Here is a 20,249-nt window from a genome sequence, read left to right as displayed (position 1 = left end):
ACAAACTACATTACAAGTTCAGGAGAGATAATATGGCGATTGATCAAATACATGACATACAGCAAGTCTACCGAAAAATTTTACATAGCATGTCACGGCCAGGCACCATTTCCTTTCTGGAAGAAGCAAAACAGCTGGATTATGAGCTGCCTTGCAAAAAATCAACGATGCTGTGTGCGATGACAGTCCTGGATGCGGAAGTCACGTTCCACATCTTACCGGGAAATCAGCAAAAGCTGATCGAGAAAATTTCTGAATATACTTCAGCTAGATATGCACCGATTGAAGAAGCAGATTTTGTTATCGTTTTAAAAAACGCCAGCAAAGAAGATGTGCTTGAGGCAATGCGGCAATGCAAGATCGGCAGCCTTATCGATCCCCAGCTATCTTCAACATGGATTATCGAAAGTGAAGGGCTGGCTGAAGCAGGAAATTTGAGTTTATCAGGACCGGGCATCGAAAGCCATGCCAGCCTCCATGCCGGAATGCCGGAGTCTTTTTGGAAAGCCCGCAGCAGCCGGATCAAGGAATATCCGATGGGCGTCGACTTGATCTTTGTGGATGATGAGTCACGTATGGTCTGCATTCCCCGGACAACTCGAGTAATTATGACGGAGGTGGAGTAAATGGGCTATGTACCCGTAAAAGGTGGTACTCATGCAATTGAAGCTTCCATTAACCGCTTGAAATATGAGCGTCTGAAGGACGAAGAGATATTGGAGATTAAAGTGATTCTATCTTCCATGCGCGGCATGATCGACCAGGTAATGTCAGAAGCGAGCTTGTATTCGCCCGAATTGGCTGCGCTGGCGATCAAACAGGCAGAAGGCAGCATGGAAGAAGCCGTATTTTTGATGCGTGCCCACCGTTCCACTTTGCCGCGCCAATATTACAGCCGGACAGTCGAGGCGGAATCGATGTTTGTCGAACGGAGAATTTCTGCAAGCTTTAAGGACATTCCGGGCGGCCAGCTCCTTGGAGCAACGCATGACTACACTCACCGTTTGCTCGATTTCGATCTGTTGGAAGAAGAACCAGAAGAAATCAGCAGATGGCTGACCGATTACAAAAAGCAATTGGAAAGCGCAGAAACGGCTCAGGATGTGATTTATTTTCCGAAAGTGGTCGATTATCTCCGAGAAGAAGGCTTGTTTGAAGTTTATGAAAAAAACGATGCCGCACCGGATGATGTTACCAAGAAAAGTTTGCAATTTCCGTCCAGCCGCAGCGCGAGGCTGCAAATCCTGACACGCGGCCAGACCGGAGCAGTCACAGCACTTGGCTATGCATCACTTCGGGGATACGGCCAAGTCCATCCGAATGTCGGAGAAGTACGTGTCGGCAGAATGCCGATTTACGTGGACCATCCGAATGAAGCAGAACAGGACCACGGCGACGAATTTTACATCGGCGACATCCGTATCACCGAAGTGGAATCGTTTGTGCCGGTAAAAGTGAAAAACGACCGCAATGAAGACGACTTGGAGTTCGAAATCGGCTACGGCATCTGTTACGGGCAAAACGAGACAAAAGCCATTGCCATGAGTATTCTGGATCAATGCCTGGAGCATACAGAAGCTGATTTCCCGACCCATGATGAAGAATTTGTCTTATTGCACATCGATTCGGTAGAATCCACCGGATTTATCTCCCACTTGAAAATGCCACATTACGTGACATTCCAATCCAAGCTCGACAGTATCCGGCAAGTGAAGAAAGGAGTGCAGCCGATTGAAAGCTAATACACATTTCGCCTTTTTTGATGAAGGCTCAAAAAAAGAAATCCGCCGTGCCACTTTAAAGGCCGTCGCAATTCCCGGCTACCAGGTGCCCTTTGCTTCAAGAGAGATGCCAATCGCACGCGGCTGGGGAACTGGAGGGCTTCAGCTGACACTTTCATTAATTGGCAAAACGGATGTCTTAAAAGTGATTGACCAGGGAGCCGATGAATCCGTCAACGCCGTCAGCATCAAAAAGCTGGTCCAGGAAACAACCGGAGTCGAAGTGACCGAACAAACCGAAAAAGCTGATGTGATCCAGTCACGCCATCGCATTCCGGAAGTTCCATTGACCAAAGACCAGATCCTGGTGCTGCAAGTGCCGATGCCGGAACCTCTCCGGCCGGTCGAAGCCCGGGAATATATGACAAAGCGGATGCATTCCGAAGACGATTACAGCGGAGCATGGCTCATGCTGTTTGAACAGATTATGAAATACGGAAAAACTGCAACAGCGGCAGACCATCCGGTTTACGTCAATGGGCGCTATGTGATGGCTCCGAGCCCGATTCCACGCTTTGACAACCCGAAAATGCATCAGTCGGAAGCGTTGATTCTGCTTGGCGCTGGACGGGAGAAAAAAATCTATGCCGTTCCTCCGTACACAGATGTTGCATCGCTCGCTTTCGAGGATTATCCATTCCAAATAGAATCGTTTGAAGGTATACAATGCCATCTTTGTGGCGCTCAAGATGTGTTCATGGACGAACTGGTGGACCAGGAAACCGGCAAAACCACTCATCAATGCAATGACACCAGTTTCTGCATGGAGCAACTGAACAATAACGAGAAAGCCGAGGTGGAAAGCGCCTATGCATGAAACACCGATTTTACAAGTGCGGAATCTGCGCAAACAATTCGGTCCGGGATGTTCCCGCTGCGCCACTTTAGACGCTGGCCAATTAGAAAAAAACTATTGCACATCCTGCGGAACGGTTTATGCTGTACGCGATGTGTCACTGGATTTATATGCCGGTGAAATCCTGGGGGTTGTCGGGGAAAGCGGCAGCGGCAAGTCGACGATGATGCAATGCCTTTATTTCGACACTGACGTAACGTCAGGAGAGGCATATATCAATGTGCCGCATCTTGCCGGTGAAAATGTCTTTGGTTTATCTTCCCAGCAAAAACGCGCCATCCGTAACCACGATTTCGGCATGGTATATCAGAATCCGATCCATGGACTGAAAATGGACTTCTCCTCTATCGGGAATATCGCCGAAAAGCTGATTGCCGCCGGCAGCCGCCGCGTAGGAGAGATGGAAGAAACAGGTAAGAGGCTGTTGGAAAATGTCCACATCCCGCTTCATCGCATGAAAGAAGAACCGCGAAATTTCTCGGGCGGCATGCAGCAGCGCGTACAAATTGCGAAGGCTCTATCGAACAATCCACCAATCCTGTTTTTGGATGAAGTGACTACCGGGCTCGATCTGTCAGTGCAGGCCAACGTTCTGGACTTGATCAAGAATATCCAGCGGGATCTAGGCATCAGCATGGTTGTGGTTTCCCATGATCTGGCTGTGATTCGAATGCTTGCAGACCGCACCGTGGTCATGCTGAATGGCGAAATCATTGAACAAGGGCTGACGGACCAAGTGCTGGAAGATCCGCAGCATCCGTATACGCAGCAATTGGTGTATTCATTACTTTAGGAGGTTCGGTACTTTGTATATTATCCATAATGGGAAAATCATAACGGAAACCACAATTTTAGAAGGCCACGCCGTCGTGGTGGAAGGCGAGACGATTCAAGAGATCATTCTTGAACAGCAAGTGAGAAACTATCCGGATGCCCAATTGATTGATGCCAACGGAGGTTTTATTTCACCGGGTTTTATCGATATCCATTCCGACTATATTGAAACGATTGCCTCTCCCCGTCCAACCAGCATGATGAATTTTGACATCAGTCTACGGGAAGCGGAAAAAATCCTGATCAGCCACGGCATTACGACGATGTTCCATTCGCTGTCATTTTACAAAGAAGATATATTTTCCCATAAACCGATGCGCAATCCAAATAACATTCAGCGCATGGTGGACGCCATCGATGCCACGCATAACCGGCTGCACCTGATCCGCCACCGGCTCCATGCCCGTTTTGAAATCGACAATATCGACGAAGTCGGCCAGCTAGTAAGAAATATCGAAGACGGCAAAGTCCATTTGCTGTCGTTCATGGACCATACGCCGGGTCAAGGGCAATACCGCAATCTGGAAGTCTACCGTGATACTTTAAAAGGCTACCGCGACATTTCCGATGCAGACGTCAATGTCCTGATTGCCGAGCGCCAGAGTACTGAATTCCTGACAACTGAAAAAATCAAGGAAGTGGCGGACATCGCTTTGGCAAGAGGCATCGCTGTAGCGTCCCATGATGACGATGATTTCAAGAAACTGGATTTGGTGAAGAGCTTCGGAACCACAATCAGTGAGTTTCCAATCACGCTGGAAGTGGCAATGAAAGCGAAACAGCTCGGACTCTACACCATTGCAGGAGCACCTAACGTCATGCTTGGCGGATCGCATTCCGGGAACTTGTCAGCAGCGGAAGCCATCGGGCACGGCTGCATGGACATCCTGTGCAGCGATTATTATCCGTCTGCTTTGCTGCATGCTGTTTTTGACCTCCACGAGAAATACGGCAATGACTTGCACGCCATGTTCATGATGGTTACGTTGAACCCGGCAAAAGCGGTGCAGCTGGACCACGAACTGGGCTCGATTCAGCCAGGAAAGAAAGCAGACATTCTGGTGATTGAACGGATGGAAGACGGCTATCCGATGCTGACTGCCACAATGGTCAACGGTGTACTGATTACAACAACCAATTATCGGGTGAAATAACTCAAAATGAGAGGAGGCAACACCATGTCAATGTTGGAAATAGCAGGATTTGGCAAGAGATTCACCATCCATCATTTAAACAAAACCATGCCGGCCATTGAAGACATCTCCTTTTCTTTAGAAGCCGGGGAATTTATCGGCATCGTCGGCAAAAGCGGCAGTGGCAAATCCACCATTCTGAAAAGCATTTACCGCACTTATTTGCCGGATATTGGGCGGATCCTTTACGACTCCGAGAAATTTGGGTTAGTTGATCTCTCTCAAATATCTGAAAGGCAGATGCTGTATTTGCGCAAATACGAAATCGGCTACGTCTCCCAGTTTTTGAATGTCATGCCAAGAACAACATGCCGCCAATTGGTGACAAACGCCTTGCATGAGATGGGTGAAAGTGAGGAACTGGCAGCGCTGGAAGCGGAAAAAGCGCTGACGCATTTCGAACTGGATCCGAAGCTATGGGACAGCTATCCGAATACGTTTTCCGGCGGAGAAAAGCTGCGCTTGAATATCGCCATGGCAACGGTCAAGAAACCGCGGTTATTGCTGCTTGATGAGCCGACGGCAAGCCTTGACCAGCAATCCAAGGTCAAAGTGCGTGAAATCATTGAAAAGCTTAAGCGAAACGGCACGACACTGGTGGGGATTTTCCATGACATCGAGTTCATGGAAGGGCTGTGCGACAAAGTATATGATATGCAGTCAAGAACATTGACAGTGGCCGAAGAAAAAGTGGGTGTTGGCGCTGAAAGCTGATCTTCACGTTCATAGCCATTATTCCGACGGTTCGGATTCAGTCGCGGATGTATTGCAGCGGGCAAAAGCTTCCGGCGTAGAAACGATCAGTTTTGTTGACCACGATACAGTGGCCGGCTGGCCTGTAGTCAAAGTGTTGGCATCGGGAAACGGGATTAAAGCGATTCCAGGAATCGAGATATCGGCATACGACTTTAAGCGGAACCGGAAAGTGCATATTCTCGGCTATAACTATAATCCGGAGGCAAAGCATATAAAACCGCTTTGTGATAAGTTATCAGAAAAACGCCACCGCCATTCCCTTTGGCAAATCGAACAGATCAAAGCGGCCGGATTCGAACTGGACCTGGAAGCAATCATCGTTTCGGCGCTGCCCTCAAGAACCGTTTACAAACAGCACATCATGAAAGGGCTGACTGCTGCGGAGTATTCCTCTGTCGAATATCAGCAGCTTTATAAGCGCTTGTTTAAAGGGCAAGGCCCTGCGGCAGGCGATATTGAATATATCGATGCACTGGAAGCGGTAAAGGCAATCAAGGCGGACGACGGGCTTGCTGTTGTCGCCCATCCCGGCCAGCTTGATTCTTTTGATTTGATTCCCGAGCTTGTTGATGCAGGCCTTGACGGCATTGAACGCAACCATCCGGATCATTCCGCGGAAGACCATCAGAAAATAGAGAAGCTCGCTGAGAAATATGGTTTAGTGCTGACCGGCGGCACCGATTACCACGGAGCATTCGGCACATCCATCGAAATTGGGAGCATCATTTGCCCCGTTGCTGTAAATAGTTTTAAGAGTCTATGAAATTCCTGTAAATTATGATTCTTTCGCCCTGGATTATGTTCTAATGAAACAAGCGAAGCAGGAGCGCCTGCTCATATTAGTTAAAAAGGAGAATTAACCAACCATGAAGAAGAAAAATTCGGTAATGGCAATGTTTTTGGGAGCGGCTTTACTATTGTCAGCATGTTCGGATGGCAGCGCAGAAGCAGGGAAAACAGAAGTAGATGATGTCATTAAAGTGGTCTGGTATCCAAATGAGTCAGGGACAGACATGAAATCATCCCGCGATGAAATAGGGCGGGTCATTGAAGAAGCGACAGGCAAAGAAGTGGAGCATCAATTGACAACGGATTATGCCATCGCCATTGAGACGATGGTCAACAATAACGCCGATCTGGCCTTTATGGGCGCACAAGGCTACATTGAAGCGAAAAACGGCAACGATGCGATTGAACCACTAGTCGTGCCTACCGGCGAATCTGGAACTTTGGAAGACGCCATCTACCATAGCTGGTTGGCTGTAAACTCCGATGACCAGGAGAAGTTCAAAGTTGATGGAGAATTTTCACTTGATACATTGGAACAGAAAAGCATGTCTTTCGTGTCGAATAGTTCAACATCAGGATTTGTAGTTCCTTCTTCTACAATCATCGAGCATTTTTCAAAGAAATCAGGCTATGAAGATTTGAAGCCGGAAGATTTAATGGAAGGCGGACCACTATTCTCTCAAGTTTTGTTCGGAAACTCGCATCAGGGATCAGCAGTCAACCTGTTGAATGACAGTTCTGAAGTGGCTGCATTCTGCGATACTTGCGTAGAAAATTACGTGGAAGTGGCGGAAGGCGAAGCCAATACAGTGGGCTCAGTTTATAAAGTGAAAGACGATGCGGCAGAGCCATTCAATACGGTTACTGGCAGCGAATTCGCTTTAATGGGCGTTACTCCGGTACTGAATGCACCATTCGCAGCCAATATGGAAGTGCTTGGGCAGGAAGACTACGACAAATTAAAAGAAGTGCTTACTTCAGATGAAATTGCCAATAACGAAAAGATTTTTGTCCCTGAAGATTCGGGTGAACCAGGTCTATTCTTCAAATCAGCAAAAGAACGCTTTGCGCCGGTTGAAGACGAGTGGTTCAATCCAATCCGTGAACTTTCAAAAAAATAGCCATGGCCCATAGAGTATGCAGCCGTCACTGTGCATGCTCTGTATGACTTAATTTGACGGAAAAGGAGCGGATAAAATGTCTTTATTGCAAATCGAAAATCTCGGAAAATCATATAATACCCAAACAAAAGTACTTCAAAACTTAAGTTTCGAAGTCCAATCAGGAGAATTCGTATCGGTAATCGGCCCGTCCGGCGCAGGAAAGTCGACGCTTCTCCGCTGCATCAACCGGATGGTTGAAATTGATGAAGGAAAAGTCTTATTTGATGGCCAGGATGTAGGAGCTTTGAACAAAAAGGAATTGCGGAAAGTGCGCACCAACATTGGCATGATCTTTCAGCACTACAATCTGGTGCCTCGCTTGACGGTTATTGAAAATGTGCTTCACGGTCGTTTTGGCTACAAGACGACCCTGCAAGGTATTTTAGGGAGATTCACTGAGAAGGAAAAAGAGCATGCCTTCTTTTTGCTGAAAAAACTGGGCATCGAAGAACATGCCTATAAGCGCTGCGATCAGCTGAGCGGCGGCCAGCAGCAGCGGGTGGGCATTGCTCGTTCACTGATTCAGGAACCGAAGATTGTTTTATGCGACGAACCGATTGCTTCACTTGATCCGAACGCCTCAAAAGTCATCATGGATCATTTAAAATCGATCACACAAGAACTTGGAATCACTTGCATTGTCAATCTTCACCAAGTAGATGTGGCGCGGGATTATTCTGACCGGATTATCGGCTTAAACAAGGGGGGCATCGTCTTTGACGGTCCAAGCTTCCTGCTGCAGGATTATCACACAGACGCCATTTACGGCACAAAAACCCAATCCACTCCGGAAATCCGGGAACTAATTACGGTTTAAGGAGCTATCATTGTGAATCAAAACCATTTGAGAACCAAGCGAAGAAGTCAGACGATTCTTTTTATCCTGTTAATCATCGGAATGACGGCTGCTTCTTCCGCAATCACAGGCTTCAACATCCTCTATGGCCTAGCCACTTTACCTGAAGCGCTGGGCTGGATTTTCTCCAATCTGTTTATTACGCAGGAATCGCTGGAGCGGTTGCCGGGAATTGTGGAAAAACTGCTTGAAACCGTTCTGATGTCTGTTGCCGCAACCACTACGGGAACCATTGTCGCTTTCTTTTTAAGCTTGATGGGTTCCAAGAGCACCGGGACGAATCGGACGATTGGAGCGTTTGCGCGCTTTGTTGCTTCTGTTTCACGGAACATTCCGGTTGTCGCCTGGGCATTGATCTTGCTGCTGTCATTCGGGCAAAACTCAGTAACCGGCTATTTGGCCCTGTTTGTGGGGTCGGTCGGCTTTTTGACCCGTGCATTCATCGAATCGATCGACGAAACGAGCCAAAGTGCAGTGGAAGCGCTGCAGGCAACGGGAGCAACGTATTTCCAAATTATTTTTAAAGCGGTTTTGCCACAAAGCATGCCACAGATGATCAGCTGGATTTTGTTCATGATTGAAACGAATATCCGCAGCGCCACGCTGGTGGGGATTTTAACAGGAACGGGAATCGGCTATTCATTCGACCTGTACTATAAAACACTCAATTACAATGCCGTCGCGCTTGTCACGTTCAGCATTGTTCTGGCAGTCATCCTGATTGAACTGATATCAAACCATATCCGGAAGGTGATTCTGTAATGGAAGCAAGTACACACATTAAACGCAAAGCGGACGGCCGGATCACCATCAAGTCCGGAAGCCATTCAGAGCGTGTCATCGCCTGGACTATCGCATCTCTTACAGCTTTGACGATTTTGGCTTTTCTGTTCTTTGACTATACGGGCCTCGATTTGGCGAAAGCGATCCCGGAAACGCTCTATAATCTGAAAACGATGTTCCTGGAACCGGCTCTTACGCATTTTACCTGGGGAGAAGCCTTCTATCAAGTAGGCATTACACTTGGCCTCGCATTTCTGTCAACCATTCTTGGGGCGGTCATCGCCTTTTTCCTGGCATTGATGGCTGCTGCCAATCTATCAAAACCTTGGATTTCTAAAGGGGTACGGATGGCTGTCGCCTTTATCCGTGCTGTGCCGACTGTCCTATGGGTGCTGATTTTTGCTATCGCAGCAGGGCTCGGCAGTGAAGCAGCGGTTCTCGGCATGCTGTTCCACTCCATCGCATATTTGGTCAAAGCCTTTTCGGAAGCTTTCGAGGAAGTGGACAAAGGCATCATCGAAGCGCTGCGGGCGACTGGCGCCAGCTGGTGGCATATCGTCGTGCACGCTGTCCTGCCATCGACATTCACGTACCTTTTGTCCTGGACGTTCCTGCGCTTTGAAATCAATTTCTCTGTAGCCGTCGCAATGGGCGCCGCGGCTGGAGCAGGAGGAATCGGATTTGAATTGTTCATGGCTTCCGGATTCTATTTTGACTTGCGTGAAGTCGGAATGATTACGTATATGATTTTGGTTTTCGCCATCGTGCTGGAAATCATCTCTACACGAATGAAAGGCCGGTATTTCCCGGCAGCTGCAAAAAATTGATTTCAGAAGCTTTCCATTTCTGTGGAAGGCTTTTTTGAATGGATGAAAACAGAAAAGAGATTAAGGCAGTCGGGATAATGGGTATAGTAGGGGTTAAATGGATTTCGTTTATCAAAGGAGAGAAGTCTTATGCGTAAATTAGGCCTTATTGGCGGGACAGGTCCGGAATCGACTGTCGATTATTATCAGGCAATTATCGCCAAGTATCAGGAAAAGACAGGGAATAATGAAGAACTGCCCGAATTCCTGATCAATAGCATCAATATGTATAAAATTTTTGAGCTGCTGGAAAAAGGGGAGACAGAAGATCTCACCGATTATTTGGCATTGGCTGTGCTAGCGCTCGAAAAAGCGGGAGCTGAGTACGCGGTATTGACCGCTAATACGGCACATATCGTATTTGAAGAAGTGCAGAAAGAAGTCGGGATTCCGCTGATCAGTATTGTAGAAGAAACAGCCCGTACCGCTGGGAAAATGAAGTTGGAGAAAATTGGTCTATTGGGCACTAAATTCACGATGGAAAATGATTTTTTCCAAAAAATCTTTACTGCTGCCCAAAAAGAAATCGTCGTACCAAATCAGCAGGAGCAGGATTTCATCCATGAGAAAATTGTAGAAGAATTGGAAAAAGGCATCGTTGAACCTGAAACGAAAGATGCGTTTTTAAAAATTGTGTCACGGATGGCAGAGCAGGAGGGTATCCAAGGAGTCATACTGGGCTGCACGGAGCTGCCGATGCTGATCAAACCGGAAGATTCGGCTATTCCTCAGATGAATACAACGGAAATCCATGTGGAAGCGATTGTCGAAGCGATGCTGAAAGAATAAGGCCATTGTGGGAGCTGACCGAGATGTCTGCTCTTTGAAAAAGTTCTTTTTGCTGTAACCAATTATTTCCTGGAAGCGTCTACTCCATAAAGCGCGAATCAATGGAGGCAGATTTATGAAAAGACTAGTAATCCTGGCATTGGTTTGCCTCAGTTTAGCGGCTTGCCAATCACATACGGTCATCGATTGGGTGGACTTTATCCAATTTGAAGGCAAGCATTACACTTCGGTAGACTCTGCAGTCATCAAAGAGGAGAGCGGCATTGGAAAAAAGGCAGGGGAAGTAAATTTTAAAGTGGCAGATAACATCAGCAACCCCAATTACCAAGTCAAAAACGGCGATGCGGCTTTTTGGGAAAAAGACACCGGTCTTTTTGAAGTTATTGGATTTCCCGAGTTGCTGGCTGTAGCGGATGAGCATGAAGTGAATGGCTATCGCCTATACGTGGAAGAACAGGCAGGGAAAGATTTTCCGCACCATTTCAAAGACGTGGAGCTGGAGCAGGTAAAGAGTATCGAAATTTACACAGGAGAAAATGTCCCGGAACTGTTAAACCGCATTACCGATGCCGGAGAACTTGAGGAATTTAAAAGACTTTTGACTGAAGCTTATATACCTCCGCCGGAAGGAAAGGCGGAGCAACAGGACCCGGATATCTATCAAATGGTATTATACACCGATGCAAAATTGGCCCATTCCTTTTATCTTTACAAAGAAAACGGGCAATGGCTATGGTATCCATGGGAGCAGCAGTTTCTGCCGGATGAGATTGGGAAGCTGATCAAGCCTTAAGCCAATAAAATTGGGGAAAGCTTTTCTGCTGCCATCCCGAGAGCAGATAGTTTGATGGAAAAAACGCCAGCCCTTACACTGGACAAGTACCGATAAAGAGCTACTAAGAGGGGGATTGAATATGGTTAAATCCATTAGCACAGAAGAATACAATACACTGGTGAAAAACGCCAATAAACCGTTTGTCCTTGATTTTACAGCAGACTGGTGACCAAGCTGCCGTTTTTTGGGGCCGGTGGTCTCAAGCGTAGCTGAACAACTTGATTCAGTTGATTTTTATAAGGTGGACGTCGATGAAGCGCCGGAGCTGGTTAAACAATTCGGTGTCCAAAGCCTCCCGACTTTGATTTTGATTAAAGACGGCAAGGAAGCAAATCGCTCGCTCGGATTTATTCCGGAAGAACCGATAAAAGAATTCGCACAATCATAATGCAAAAAAAGGACCCTTCTAAAAGGGCCCTCAAACTGTAGGCAGACTCGAGAAATGGGAGTTGTCTACGGTTTTTTTAATTTCTGAAGGATTTTAAGAAATCCTCTTGTTTTTACCTGCTAATCCACCTGAATTTCTTCTACGGTTTGTTCCACTTCTGCACGTGTTATTTTTTCACGTCCGTCTTTCATCGCTTTTAATGATTTATGGGCCAACGCCAGTGGCAGACGGCAGAACAATAGAATACTTCGCTTAGTAAGCGACTTCATATAGTCATCTGCTTTCGCTAAATTTTCATCCGCATAGTCAAATAATTCTGCACGGGTCCAGCCATCCGGAACGAAGCTTACCCCGCGCTCCTCTAAATCCTCCTGCTCATTGCGCAGAATGTTGACAGCCTGCAGTCCGCGCCCATAACCGATGGCAAGGTCCCGGTCAGTTTTGACACCGGCACATAGCTCCCATAATTCTGAAAGCATAACTCCAACAAGCCCTGCTACGTAATATGTATAGTCATCTAAATCATCACGTGTATGGATTTGCCAGTTGGCTTTCGCCCATTTCGCCATGCCAAAGGCCATTTCACTAGCCGAGTCCATCACGATTTCGAGCGTGGTCTCTGGGCACGCCTCTATCCACTCACCTAAACGAAGCGTCACTTCAGGCATTGCCTCTTTTACCGGCTCCAGAATCTGTAAATATTTCTCTTCATTGAAAGGATGTTTGAACAGTTCACTCAATTGCATGAGGATTGCGTATTTTACCTCGTTGGCTGTTTCTTCATGATCTTCGATTTCATCAATTGCCCGAAAGATTAAATAAGCGGATGCAACCGAATGCTTTAAGTCTTTTTGTAAAAAAGTGATCGGGATATAAAATGTGCGGCTTGTTTCTTTTAATACACGGATAGCTTCCTTCGGGAACTTCTTTTCATTCATATGATTCATCTCCTCTATCTTTACTTGTTGATATTCCGCAAAACAGCTCCATATCTAAGTATACAATCATCAAAAAGCGCTCTCAATGACCTTCTCTTTTCTAGAAAGTTTCTTCAGCGGAAGCCCTGCCCATAGTGGCCGAAGCGGAAATAAAAGTTATCCTTCTTAATCCAACTTATCTAGTTTTTTCAGGTTTTCAATATGCTGCAGGTGATTTTTTCCCCAGTCATGTAAAGTGTTCATAAGAGGCTCAATCGTTTTGCCGTATTCCGTTAATGAGTATTCTACTTTTGGCGGAACTTGCGGATACACCACACGTTTGACCAGGTCCTGAGCTTCTAATTCACGCAGATGAAGCGTCAGCATTCTTTGTGTAATATCAGGAATACGTTTTTTCAGCTCATTGAACCTAAGGGTGCCTTCTGCTAATAAATGCTGTAGAATAATGGGTTTCCATTTCCCGAGAAGGGTATTGAGGGAACTTACTACCTGACATTGTTCGGGATTGATGTTTTCTTTCAAGTTCTTCACTTCCTTCTAAGTACCTTTTTTGATACTATGAAACATTTTTGTGCCTACTTACATTAATGCTATATATACATCATAATGTAATTGGAACCATTTTTCATTATAACTAACTAAAGGACGTGGACGGAAATGAAAGTAGTGGCAATCGTAGGCAGTGTTCGTGAAGATTCTTATAATAAAAAATTGGCGAAGTACGTACAAAAAAGATACGCAGACAAATTTGATCTGGAGATTTTAGATCTATCCGGTTTGCCTTTATACAACCAAGATATCGAAAACAACCCGCCGGAAGCAGTGACAAATTTTAAATCGCAAGTCAAAGCTGCGGACGCTGTACTCTGGGTCACACCTGAATATAACGCAACCATTCCCGGTGTACTGGGCAACGCCATTGACTGGTTATCGCGCGTTGAAAAAGTGATGATCGGCAAGCCGTCTTGGATTATGGGAGCTTCAATGGGGAACCTTGGCACAGTAAAAGCACAGGCCCATTTACGTGATATTCTGTTTGCAGTTGGACTGCAGTCTCCAGTTCTTATGGGCAATGAAGTATATGTCGGAGCCGTTCATACGAAAATGGACGAAGCAGGAGATATTACGGATGAAGCAACCATCGCATTTTTAGACTTAGTGGTTGCTAACTTTTTACAATGGATGGAACAATCGGCAAAAACCCAATATGCGTGAGCTTAAAGGTTTTTATAGATTAAACTTTATGTTTATTACATAAAGTTCTCAAATTGATACGGTAAAACAAAAAGAGGTTTCGGAATGAGTTCATTCCGAAACCTCAGGCTGTCGAGAAAATTTGACAGCTTTTTTCATTTCGCTCCAGGGCGGACGCTTTTCGCGGGGTGCGGCCTGAGCCTCCTCGCTCGCTGGCGCTCCCTGCGGGGTCTAAGGGCTCGCACTGTTCCCGCAGAAGTCGCCGCCTTCCGCTGCATTTCACTTCCTTTTATTACTTTTAGAAACTCTCTAAAATCAGGAATATTTGAGTAAATTCTCTTTTATTATTTCCTGCTCTCTCGATATGGAGCCAAACAGCGGAGACGCCTGCGGGATAGCGAGACAGCCGAGACCCTGCAGGAGCGAAGCGACGAAGCGGCTTGGCGCTCGCCCGCGGCAAGCGTAGCTGGTTGGCGGAATATCGGTTAAGGGATGATAACTGATACAATTTCAACTATTTCAACAAGCTGAGGTTTTGGAATGAGTCTATTCCAAAGCCTCTTTTCTATTCAGCCGGCAATCCGCTAAAGCTATAGCCTTTTTCCCGGATCGCTTTAATCAGATCCGGAAGAATATCCGCGGTATGCTGCAGTTCATGGAGCAGGATAACGGCGCCGTCTTCGAGATTATCCCGGACAGTGCACACTATTTGCTGAGGGCTTTTTTTCAGCTCCCAGTCCATGGAAGCCACTCTCCACATCACCGGCGTCACATCCAGCGCTTTTGCTGCTTGAAGAGTGTCCTCATTAAACTGACCAAACGGCGGGCGGAAATACTTCACATCAGAACCGGTCACTTGTTCAATTTTCGTGATGCTGTTTTTGATATCCCGGTACTGTTCTTCAAAAGAAAGATTCACTAAGTTCAGATGCTTGGTCGTATGTGAACCGATTTGATGGCCTTCTTCGAGAACCCGTTTCCAGGGTCTTGCTGGATGCAAGAGGCGAGTCTGCCAAAAGAAAGCGGCAGGAATATCTTCCTGTTTCAGCACATCCAGAATTTGCGGCAATGCCCGGCTGGGGCCATCGTCAAATGTAAGGACGACGGATTTTTCTCCAGCTTTCGGATTAACGGTTACAATATCGGGGTTAGAAGAGCCGTACACGACTCTGGAACTATCAACTGCTCAAGGACTTTTAATCATGCTGATCTTCTCCTTGTAAATTCAGATTTCAGCGCCGAAGAAATAATCCTGGGATTTTGATTCGTAGGTTTCCCGGTATTCGGTTTCCATAAAATTCTCGGGAAGGCCGTCAAAAATAACTTTTCCATCTTTTAAAGCAATGATGCGGGTAGCATAGCGCTTGGCAAGTTCAATGTCATGTACATTGATGACAGTCAGCAAACCGAGGCGCTCGTGCATTTCTTTCAGCAAAGTGAAAATATGGTTCGACGTGCCGGGATCAAGACTTGCCACCGGTTCATCACCGAGCAGCACACGCGGCTGTTGAACCAGTGCGCGCGCTATGCCGACACGCTGTTTCTGCCCGCCGCTCAGCTGCTCTACCCGGCGGTCAATCATTTCGGACAGCCCGACTTCTGCAATGACGCTTTTCGCAAAGTCCAATTCTTCCGCTGTGAACCAGCCAATCAGATTTTTAAGGGAAGATCGGTAACCGAATGTGCCGGTCAACACGTTCTGCAGAACGCTGAGCCGGGGAATCAAATTGAAATGCTGAAAGATCATGCCCATTTCCCGCCTGATTTTCCGCAATTCGTCTTCACTGGCGTTTGTGATGGTCTTGCCATCCAGATAAATTTCACCGGATGTGGGTTTTTGCAAGCCGTTGATGCAGCGGATAAATGTGGATTTCCCAGCGCCGCTTTTTCCCAGCACGCAGATAAAATCGTCTTTCTGGAGTGACAAATTTACATCAGAAAGAGATTCTGCAGTGTTTCCATCGTAAAGGACAGATAAATTTTTTATCTCGATCATGGAGCCTGCCTCCTTCATATAATCCGTTTCCGGACATAGCTGGCTAAAAAGTCGATGATAATCACCATGATCATGATGATCAATACATCAAGCGAAACGGATGAGTATTGGAACGTTTTAAAGTCGTTGAACAAGCGCTGCCCAATTCCGCCTCCGCCGATAAAGCCCAAAACCAGAGAAGTTCGGATGGCCACTTCGAAACGATAGAAAAACTGGGACAGGACGTTCGGCCAAATCTGCGGCAGAATACTGAACAGATTGGCAATCCAGGTTTTCGATCCAACGGCTTTCATCGCTTCCTGAGGTCCCGGGTCGGCCGCTTCGATCAATTCAGAAATCAATTTGCCAAACACCCCGACATTATGGAACATGATGGCAATCACTGCCGGAAAAGGACCAAGCCCGAGTGTCGTCAGCAAAATCAAACCAAAGACAATTTCCGGAATAGAACGGACAAAGCTCAGCACGATTCTTGAAGACTGGAACAAAAAGGGCGAAGGCGATGTGTTCCGGGCCGCGATAAAGCTGATCGGCAAAGCGATCAAGAGACCCAGGAAACTCCCCAAAAAAGCCATTGCCAAAGTTTCAAGCGTATCCTGCACCATGTCCGGCAGCAAAGAAAAGTCCATAGGGAACCATTGCGACAGGAAATCGATCATGTTGCGGAAATCCTTGAATTTCGACAGATCGAATTCAGTCAGCCTCATGCTGAGAAAGACGAATAGAATCAATATAGCCAATGTCAGTAAATTTCTTCTTTTAAACCACACCCAAAATCAACTCTATTCTTTAATGATGCCCTGTTTGATTGCTGCTTGTCTGATGCTTTCATAATCTTCGTTGCTTGCTTCTGTAAAGCCGCTTGCCCCAAAAGCGTCAAGGATTTCCGGATCATCGATCGCCAGGAAAGCCTGCTGCAGTTTTTCGATCGTGTCTTGATCGGTGCTTTCAAGAACAGCCCAAGGATACTGGAAAAGTTCTTCCGATTCCCAAATGATTTTCAATTGGGAGTCATCGATTTTTCCGGCTTCAACCAATTGGTTGTAAATGGCGCTGTCGATTGCACCTGCATGGACTTGTTTGTTCTGGACAGCCAAAGCGGTCGCATCATGCGATCCGGTATAGCGCACAGAATTGAATTGATGGTCATCTTCCGACTTATAGACACCGCGGTCCTGCAATTCAATAGAAGGAATCAAAGAACCGGAAGTGGAATTGGGGTCGCCGAACGCAAAATCGACTTCTCCGGAATCTTTAAGCATATCGTCTATAGAAGTCCACGGGTTGTCTTTGTGGGTGATGATGTACGAGTGATAGAATGGTTCACCGTCAACCAGTTGAGTGATAATCGCTTTTGCACCGCTGTTTTCCTGTGCAATAACAAAAGTCAAAGGCCCTAAATAAGACATATCGATTTGATCATAGTTCATCGCTTCAACGACGCCGTTATAATCAGGATAGACTTCAATTTCCACTTCGCGTCCAAGTTCGTCGCTCAGAATGGTTTGCAATTTGTCCATAGCCCCTTGCATAGAGCCTTCTGTCTGGGCTGGAATGACTCCAATCGTAAAGGCATCTTGTTCTGCTTCACCGCCGGAAGTCGGATTTTCTTCTTTTGGATTGCTACCGCATGCAGCCAATAAGAGTGTCAGGACCAAGAGGATCGCTGCTATTTTCAAGTTTTTCAATGGTGGCACCTCGCTTTAAGTTTTTATTTTTCCATTATGTAAAACAAGGACTCAAGCAGAGTCCTTGTTTTAGATGACGTGGATTCTTCCAGCGTTTTCGCTGGTCACTTTTCCGATAATTGAAGACTGTACATTTCTTGCCTGTAAATCGCGAAGCAATGCTTCGGCTTCGACTTCCGGAACAGAGATCAATAACCCGCCGGAAGTCACGGCATCACAAAGGATCAATTGATCAAGCTTGCTGATGCTGCTGTCATAATCGATATCTGCAGCCAGCCAGCTGTGGTTTTTGTAAGTGCCGCCAGGGATGACATGCTTTTCAGCAAGCTCTTTCGCTTTTGACAGAACAGGAACGTCTTTATTGGAGATGATGATGCCAACATTGCCGCCTTTAGCGATTTCCATCGTGTGGCCAAGCAAGCCGAATCCTGTGATATCGGTACAAGCATTGACCGAATAATTTTCCATGACTTCAGCTGCATCTTTGTTCAAGGCCGCCATGACTGCCATGACTTCGTTCAAATCCTCAGTTTCCAGAATGCCTTGTTTGATGGCAGTCGTTAAAATGCCGACGCCGATCGGTTTCGTTAAAATGAGGCGATCGCCCGGTTTTGCGCCAGCATTCGAGCGGATACGGTCGGGATGGATGGTTCCAGTGACGGAAAGCCCGAACTTCGGCTCCTGGTCATCGATGGAATGCCCTCCAACCAGGGTGGCGCCGGACTCTTTCACTTTATCGGAAGCGCCGGCTAAAATTTCAGCCAGGATGCTTTTGTCCAGAGTGTTGATCGGGAAAGCGACAATGTTCATGACGGTCAGCGGCTTGCCGCCCATCGCATAAACATCGCTGAGTGAATTCGCAGCACCGATTTGCCCGAACATATAAGGATCATCCACAATAGGCGTGAAGAAATCCAAAGTCTGGACAAGCGCGACTTCATCGCTGATTTTATAAACTCCTGCATCATCGGCTGTATCCAGTCCGACAAGGAGGTTTGGGTCTTCTACATTTCTCGGTAAATGACGCAGAACCTGCGCCAGGTCCTCAGGACCAATTTTGCAGCCTCAACCACCTTTAGATGATAAAGACGTTAACCTGACCATATCTTTTTCAGTCATTTGGAATCCCTCCTTTTAATCAAATAAATCTTTGCTGCAGCACAGAAAAAGCTGAGCTTACTGCAATAGGCTCTTGTAGATCTTCAGCAAAGCTTCCGCTTCACGGATGCTGGAATGCTGTTCAGCGGCATACTGTTTCGCCCGCTGTCCAAGCCGCTGCCTTGCTTCCTCATCATTTATCAGCTGTTCCGCATACTCAAGAAATTCCTGTTCGTCATTGTACAGATACCCCGTACTGCCATTTTCAACCATGCCGCTATTTCCTTGGACATTTGACACCAGGACGGGCAAGCCATAGCTCATCGCTTCCAAAATGGCAGCGGGCTGGCCTTCCGACAAGGAAGTATTGAGCACGGCGTCCGCTTTTTCGTAAACTGCCCCCATTTTTGGGTGGGGCAATTCGCCGATGTAGCGGATCCATTTGGAATGCCGCTCAACCAGATCCAGGACAATTTCAGCTTCCGCTTCTTCAAGGACAGGCCCTACAAGCCAGAGCCGGAGATGAGGATACTTTTCATGCAGCTTGCCAAGCGCTGAAATAGCGGAAGGGATATTCTTCACTTTTCTGATTCCGGCAGGCAGCACATATAAAAAAGTACCGGCTTCTTTTTCCAGCGGCAGACCGGCCGGAGGAAAACCAGCCGCTCCTTGCGCAATCGGAAAAACCTTATCTTCAAACTCAGGAGCTTCCTTCAGCAGGATGGTTTTTGCAGCTTCGTCAAAAACGTGAATTGCTTTTGCCTCTCTCAAAACAGAAAGAACGCCTCCGCGCTTTTGCGGATGGAATAAATCGACGTTCAAATCTGTGCCGGTCATAGTGACGATATAAGGATCCGGGTGCTCCGCCAGTTTCTGCATAAACTGATAAAAGTAAAAGGCGTGGAAACCATGGACCAAATCACCAAACGGTAGAGGCTTGACTTCTTCGGTTGTTGAGACAATCTCTGTCTGAACACCCAACTTCTCTAAATGAGCGGCAATCCTCCGGACCGTCACGGTATTGCCGCGCGGCTGCGGAAAGTTAGGCGCTGCCAATATAATCTTCATGGGTTTTCAATCCTTTGGCAACTCTGGCAGGCAGAGGGTTTTGGCAACACGCTGGAGAAAAACGAATCTCTTTTTTAATTATCATGAACCTAGTGGAATTTGTCACTTATCGTGCCTGAAACCGCGGGATTATTTTTCAAGAAAAAAAGGATGCCTGACAGGCACCCTTTGCGGATTGTATGTATGGCGGGATTGTGTGGGAATCGAACCCACCGAGCCTGGCACGCAGGCCCCTCAGGGTTTTGAAGACCCAGGAAGACACCAGTCACCCATCCAACCCCATTATAGCTGGTTCTGTATAAGTCTATAGTGAAAAAAGAGGAAGTGCAAGAAAGGTGCTTTATAATTTGGAACAGAACCAATTAAAAAGAATGGCAG

At 46.7% G+C, this 20,249-nt stretch carries 23 protein-coding genes and 1 tRNA gene; 15 read left to right on the top strand and 9 right to left on the bottom strand.

Features of this window, described 5'->3' with window-relative positions:
- Positions 1 to 32 precede the first annotated feature (32 nt).
- The 14 genes from phnH (at position 33) to ACSFXN_RS04340 (ending at position 11,889) form a co-directional block, all read left to right on the top strand.
- Positions 33 to 626, top strand: coding sequence for a phosphonate C-P lyase system protein PhnH (phnH, locus tag ACSFXN_RS04405; protein WP_437148966.1), 594 nt, complete (start codon positions 33 to 35; stop codon positions 624 to 626).
- Positions 627 to 1,742 (top strand): carbon-phosphorus lyase complex subunit PhnI, encoded by a 1,116-nt coding sequence (locus ACSFXN_RS04400; protein WP_437148965.1) that lies wholly within the window; start codon positions 627 to 629, stop codon positions 1,740 to 1,742. It begins immediately after the preceding gene.
- Positions 1,732 to 2,598 (top strand): alpha-D-ribose 1-methylphosphonate 5-phosphate C-P-lyase PhnJ, encoded by an 867-nt coding sequence (locus tag ACSFXN_RS04395; RefSeq protein WP_437148964.1) that lies wholly within the window; start codon positions 1,732 to 1,734, stop codon positions 2,596 to 2,598. Before ACSFXN_RS04400 ends, ACSFXN_RS04395 begins: the two co-directional genes overlap by 11 nt.
- A complete protein-coding gene (locus tag ACSFXN_RS04390; RefSeq protein WP_437148963.1) occupies positions 2,591 to 3,430 on the top strand; it encodes an ATP-binding cassette domain-containing protein in 840 nt (279 codons plus the stop codon). The genes ACSFXN_RS04395 and ACSFXN_RS04390 overlap by 8 nt, the downstream gene beginning before the upstream one ends.
- 13 nt (positions 3,431 to 3,443) lie before the next feature.
- Complete coding sequence (gene phnM, locus ACSFXN_RS04385) at positions 3,444 to 4,625, top strand: phosphonate metabolism protein PhnM (protein ID WP_437148962.1); 1,182 nt, start codon at positions 3,444 to 3,446, stop codon at positions 4,623 to 4,625.
- Between the two features lie 24 nt (positions 4,626 to 4,649).
- Positions 4,650 to 5,378 (top strand): phosphonate C-P lyase system protein PhnL, encoded by a 729-nt coding sequence (gene phnL / locus ACSFXN_RS04380; protein WP_437148961.1) that lies wholly within the window; start codon positions 4,650 to 4,652, stop codon positions 5,376 to 5,378.
- A complete protein-coding gene (locus tag ACSFXN_RS04375; RefSeq protein WP_437149162.1) occupies positions 5,368 to 6,183 on the top strand; it encodes a PHP domain-containing protein in 816 nt (271 codons plus the stop codon). The genes phnL and ACSFXN_RS04375 overlap by 11 nt, the downstream gene beginning before the upstream one ends.
- A 103-nt stretch (positions 6,184 to 6,286) precedes the next feature.
- Entirely contained in the window at positions 6,287 to 7,330 is a 1,044-nt protein-coding gene (locus ACSFXN_RS04370) for a PhnD/SsuA/transferrin family substrate-binding protein (RefSeq protein WP_437148960.1), read from the top strand.
- Positions 7,331 to 7,406: 76 nt separating this feature from the next.
- Positions 7,407 to 8,189 carry a phosphonate ABC transporter ATP-binding protein gene (gene phnC, locus ACSFXN_RS04365; RefSeq protein WP_437148959.1) on the top strand — a complete coding sequence of 261 codons (783 nt, stop codon included), beginning with the start codon at positions 7,407 to 7,409 and terminating at the stop codon, positions 8,187 to 8,189.
- A gap of 81 nt (positions 8,190 to 8,270) precedes the next feature.
- Positions 8,271 to 8,990 (top strand): PhnE/PtxC family ABC transporter permease, encoded by a 720-nt coding sequence (locus tag ACSFXN_RS04360; protein WP_437149161.1) that lies wholly within the window; start codon positions 8,271 to 8,273, stop codon positions 8,988 to 8,990.
- A complete protein-coding gene (locus tag ACSFXN_RS04355) occupies positions 8,990 to 9,838 on the top strand; it encodes an ABC transporter permease subunit (RefSeq protein ID WP_437148958.1) in 849 nt (282 codons plus the stop codon). The genes ACSFXN_RS04360 and ACSFXN_RS04355 overlap by 1 nt, the downstream gene beginning before the upstream one ends.
- A 129-nt stretch (positions 9,839 to 9,967) precedes the next feature.
- Positions 9,968 to 10,666, top strand: a complete 699-nt coding sequence (locus tag ACSFXN_RS04350; RefSeq protein ID WP_437148957.1) for an aspartate/glutamate racemase family protein — start codon at positions 9,968 to 9,970, stop codon at positions 10,664 to 10,666.
- 115 nt (positions 10,667 to 10,781) lie between these two features.
- A complete protein-coding gene (locus ACSFXN_RS04345) occupies positions 10,782 to 11,459 on the top strand; it encodes a hypothetical protein (RefSeq protein WP_437148956.1) in 678 nt (225 codons plus the stop codon).
- A 226-nt stretch (positions 11,460 to 11,685) separates the two neighbouring features.
- On the top strand, positions 11,686 to 11,889 hold the full coding sequence (locus ACSFXN_RS04340; protein ID WP_437148955.1) for a thioredoxin family protein: 204 nt from the start codon (positions 11,686 to 11,688) through the stop codon (positions 11,887 to 11,889).
- Positions 11,890 to 12,008: 119 nt separating this feature from the next.
- Here the strand turns inward: ACSFXN_RS04340 and ACSFXN_RS04335 are convergent, their stop codons facing one another.
- Complete coding sequence (locus ACSFXN_RS04335; protein WP_437148954.1) at positions 12,009 to 12,827, bottom strand: squalene/phytoene synthase family protein; 819 nt, start codon at positions 12,825 to 12,827, stop codon at positions 12,009 to 12,011.
- Positions 12,828 to 12,992: 165 nt separating this feature from the next.
- Entirely contained in the window at positions 12,993 to 13,349 is a 357-nt protein-coding gene (locus tag ACSFXN_RS04330; protein WP_437148953.1) for a winged helix-turn-helix transcriptional regulator, read from the bottom strand.
- A gap of 135 nt (positions 13,350 to 13,484) precedes the next feature.
- Between ACSFXN_RS04330 and ACSFXN_RS04325 the strand changes: the two genes are divergently transcribed.
- A complete protein-coding gene (locus tag ACSFXN_RS04325) occupies positions 13,485 to 14,042 on the top strand; it encodes an NADPH-dependent FMN reductase (protein ID WP_437148952.1) in 558 nt (185 codons plus the stop codon).
- Between the two features lie 544 nt (positions 14,043 to 14,586).
- Here the strand turns inward: ACSFXN_RS04325 and ACSFXN_RS04320 are convergent.
- The 7 genes from ACSFXN_RS04320 to ACSFXN_RS04290 all read right to left on the bottom strand — a co-directional run bounded on the left by ACSFXN_RS04320 (position 14,587) and on the right by ACSFXN_RS04290 (position 20,152).
- The gene (locus ACSFXN_RS04320) at positions 14,587 to 15,186 is read right to left on the bottom strand and encodes a polysaccharide deacetylase family protein (RefSeq protein ID WP_437148951.1); all 600 of its coding nucleotides are present in this window, start codon (positions 15,184 to 15,186) and stop codon (positions 14,587 to 14,589) included.
- A 60-nt stretch (positions 15,187 to 15,246) separates the two neighbouring features.
- Positions 15,247 to 16,017 carry a phosphonate ABC transporter ATP-binding protein gene (gene phnC / locus ACSFXN_RS04315; protein WP_437148950.1) on the bottom strand — a complete coding sequence of 257 codons (771 nt, stop codon included), beginning with the start codon at positions 16,015 to 16,017 and terminating at the stop codon, positions 15,247 to 15,249.
- A 14-nt stretch (positions 16,018 to 16,031) separates the two neighbouring features.
- The gene (gene phnE, locus ACSFXN_RS04310; protein ID WP_437148949.1) at positions 16,032 to 16,787 is read right to left on the bottom strand and encodes a phosphonate ABC transporter, permease protein PhnE; all 756 of its coding nucleotides are present in this window, start codon (positions 16,785 to 16,787) and stop codon (positions 16,032 to 16,034) included.
- A 12-nt stretch (positions 16,788 to 16,799) separates the two neighbouring features.
- A complete protein-coding gene (gene phnD, locus ACSFXN_RS04305; protein ID WP_437148948.1) occupies positions 16,800 to 17,705 on the bottom strand; it encodes a phosphate/phosphite/phosphonate ABC transporter substrate-binding protein in 906 nt (301 codons plus the stop codon).
- A gap of 69 nt (positions 17,706 to 17,774) precedes the next feature.
- A complete protein-coding gene (gene selD, locus ACSFXN_RS04300; RefSeq protein WP_437148947.1) occupies positions 17,775 to 18,824 on the bottom strand; it encodes a selenide, water dikinase SelD in 1,050 nt (349 codons plus the stop codon).
- Between the two features lie 57 nt (positions 18,825 to 18,881).
- A complete protein-coding gene (locus ACSFXN_RS04295; RefSeq protein WP_437148946.1) occupies positions 18,882 to 19,871 on the bottom strand; it encodes a glycosyltransferase family 4 protein in 990 nt (329 codons plus the stop codon).
- 184 nt (positions 19,872 to 20,055) lie between these two features.
- Positions 20,056 to 20,152, bottom strand: a tRNA-Sec gene (locus ACSFXN_RS04290).
- Between the last annotated feature and the right edge of the window lie 97 nt (positions 20,153 to 20,249).

Origin of the sequence: Planococcus sp. 1R117A, from assembly GCF_051417975.1 — a bacterium.
Classification (GTDB): Bacteria; Bacillota; Bacilli; order Bacillales_A; family Planococcaceae; genus Planococcus; species Planococcus shenhongbingii.
This window is presented reverse-complemented; position numbering and strand designations above follow the sequence as displayed.

Excerpts from the sequence above, each read along its gene's own strand:
- phnH (WP_437148966.1), top strand. The coding sequence starts at position 33 with ATGGCGATTGATCAAATACATGACATACAGCAAGTCTACCGAAAAATT.
- ACSFXN_RS04400 (WP_437148965.1), top strand. The coding sequence starts at position 627 with ATGGGCTATGTACCCGTAAAAGGTGGTACTCATGCAATTGAAGCTTCC.
- ACSFXN_RS04390 (WP_437148963.1), top strand. The coding sequence starts at position 2,591 with ATGCATGAAACACCGATTTTACAAGTGCGGAATCTGCGCAAACAATTC.
- phnL (WP_437148961.1), top strand. The coding sequence starts at position 4,650 with ATGTCAATGTTGGAAATAGCAGGATTTGGCAAGAGATTCACCATCCAT.
- ACSFXN_RS04370 (WP_437148960.1), top strand. The coding sequence starts at position 6,287 with ATGAAGAAGAAAAATTCGGTAATGGCAATGTTTTTGGGAGCGGCTTTA.
- phnC (WP_437148959.1), top strand. The coding sequence starts at position 7,407 with ATGTCTTTATTGCAAATCGAAAATCTCGGAAAATCATATAATACCCAA.
- ACSFXN_RS04360 (WP_437149161.1), top strand. The coding sequence starts at position 8,271 with ATGACGGCTGCTTCTTCCGCAATCACAGGCTTCAACATCCTCTATGGC.
- ACSFXN_RS04355 (WP_437148958.1), top strand. The coding sequence starts at position 8,990 with ATGGAAGCAAGTACACACATTAAACGCAAAGCGGACGGCCGGATCACC.
- ACSFXN_RS04350 (WP_437148957.1), top strand. The coding sequence starts at position 9,968 with ATGCGTAAATTAGGCCTTATTGGCGGGACAGGTCCGGAATCGACTGTC.
- ACSFXN_RS04345 (WP_437148956.1), top strand. The coding sequence starts at position 10,782 with ATGAAAAGACTAGTAATCCTGGCATTGGTTTGCCTCAGTTTAGCGGCT.
- ACSFXN_RS04335 (WP_437148954.1), bottom strand. The coding sequence starts at position 12,827 with ATGAATGAAAAGAAGTTCCCGAAGGAAGCTATCCGTGTATTAAAAGAA.
- ACSFXN_RS04325 (WP_437148952.1), top strand. The coding sequence starts at position 13,485 with ATGAAAGTAGTGGCAATCGTAGGCAGTGTTCGTGAAGATTCTTATAAT.
- phnC (WP_437148950.1), bottom strand. The coding sequence starts at position 16,017 with ATGATCGAGATAAAAAATTTATCTGTCCTTTACGATGGAAACACTGCA.
- ACSFXN_RS04295 (WP_437148946.1), bottom strand. The coding sequence starts at position 19,871 with ATGAAGATTATATTGGCAGCGCCTAACTTTCCGCAGCCGCGCGGCAAT.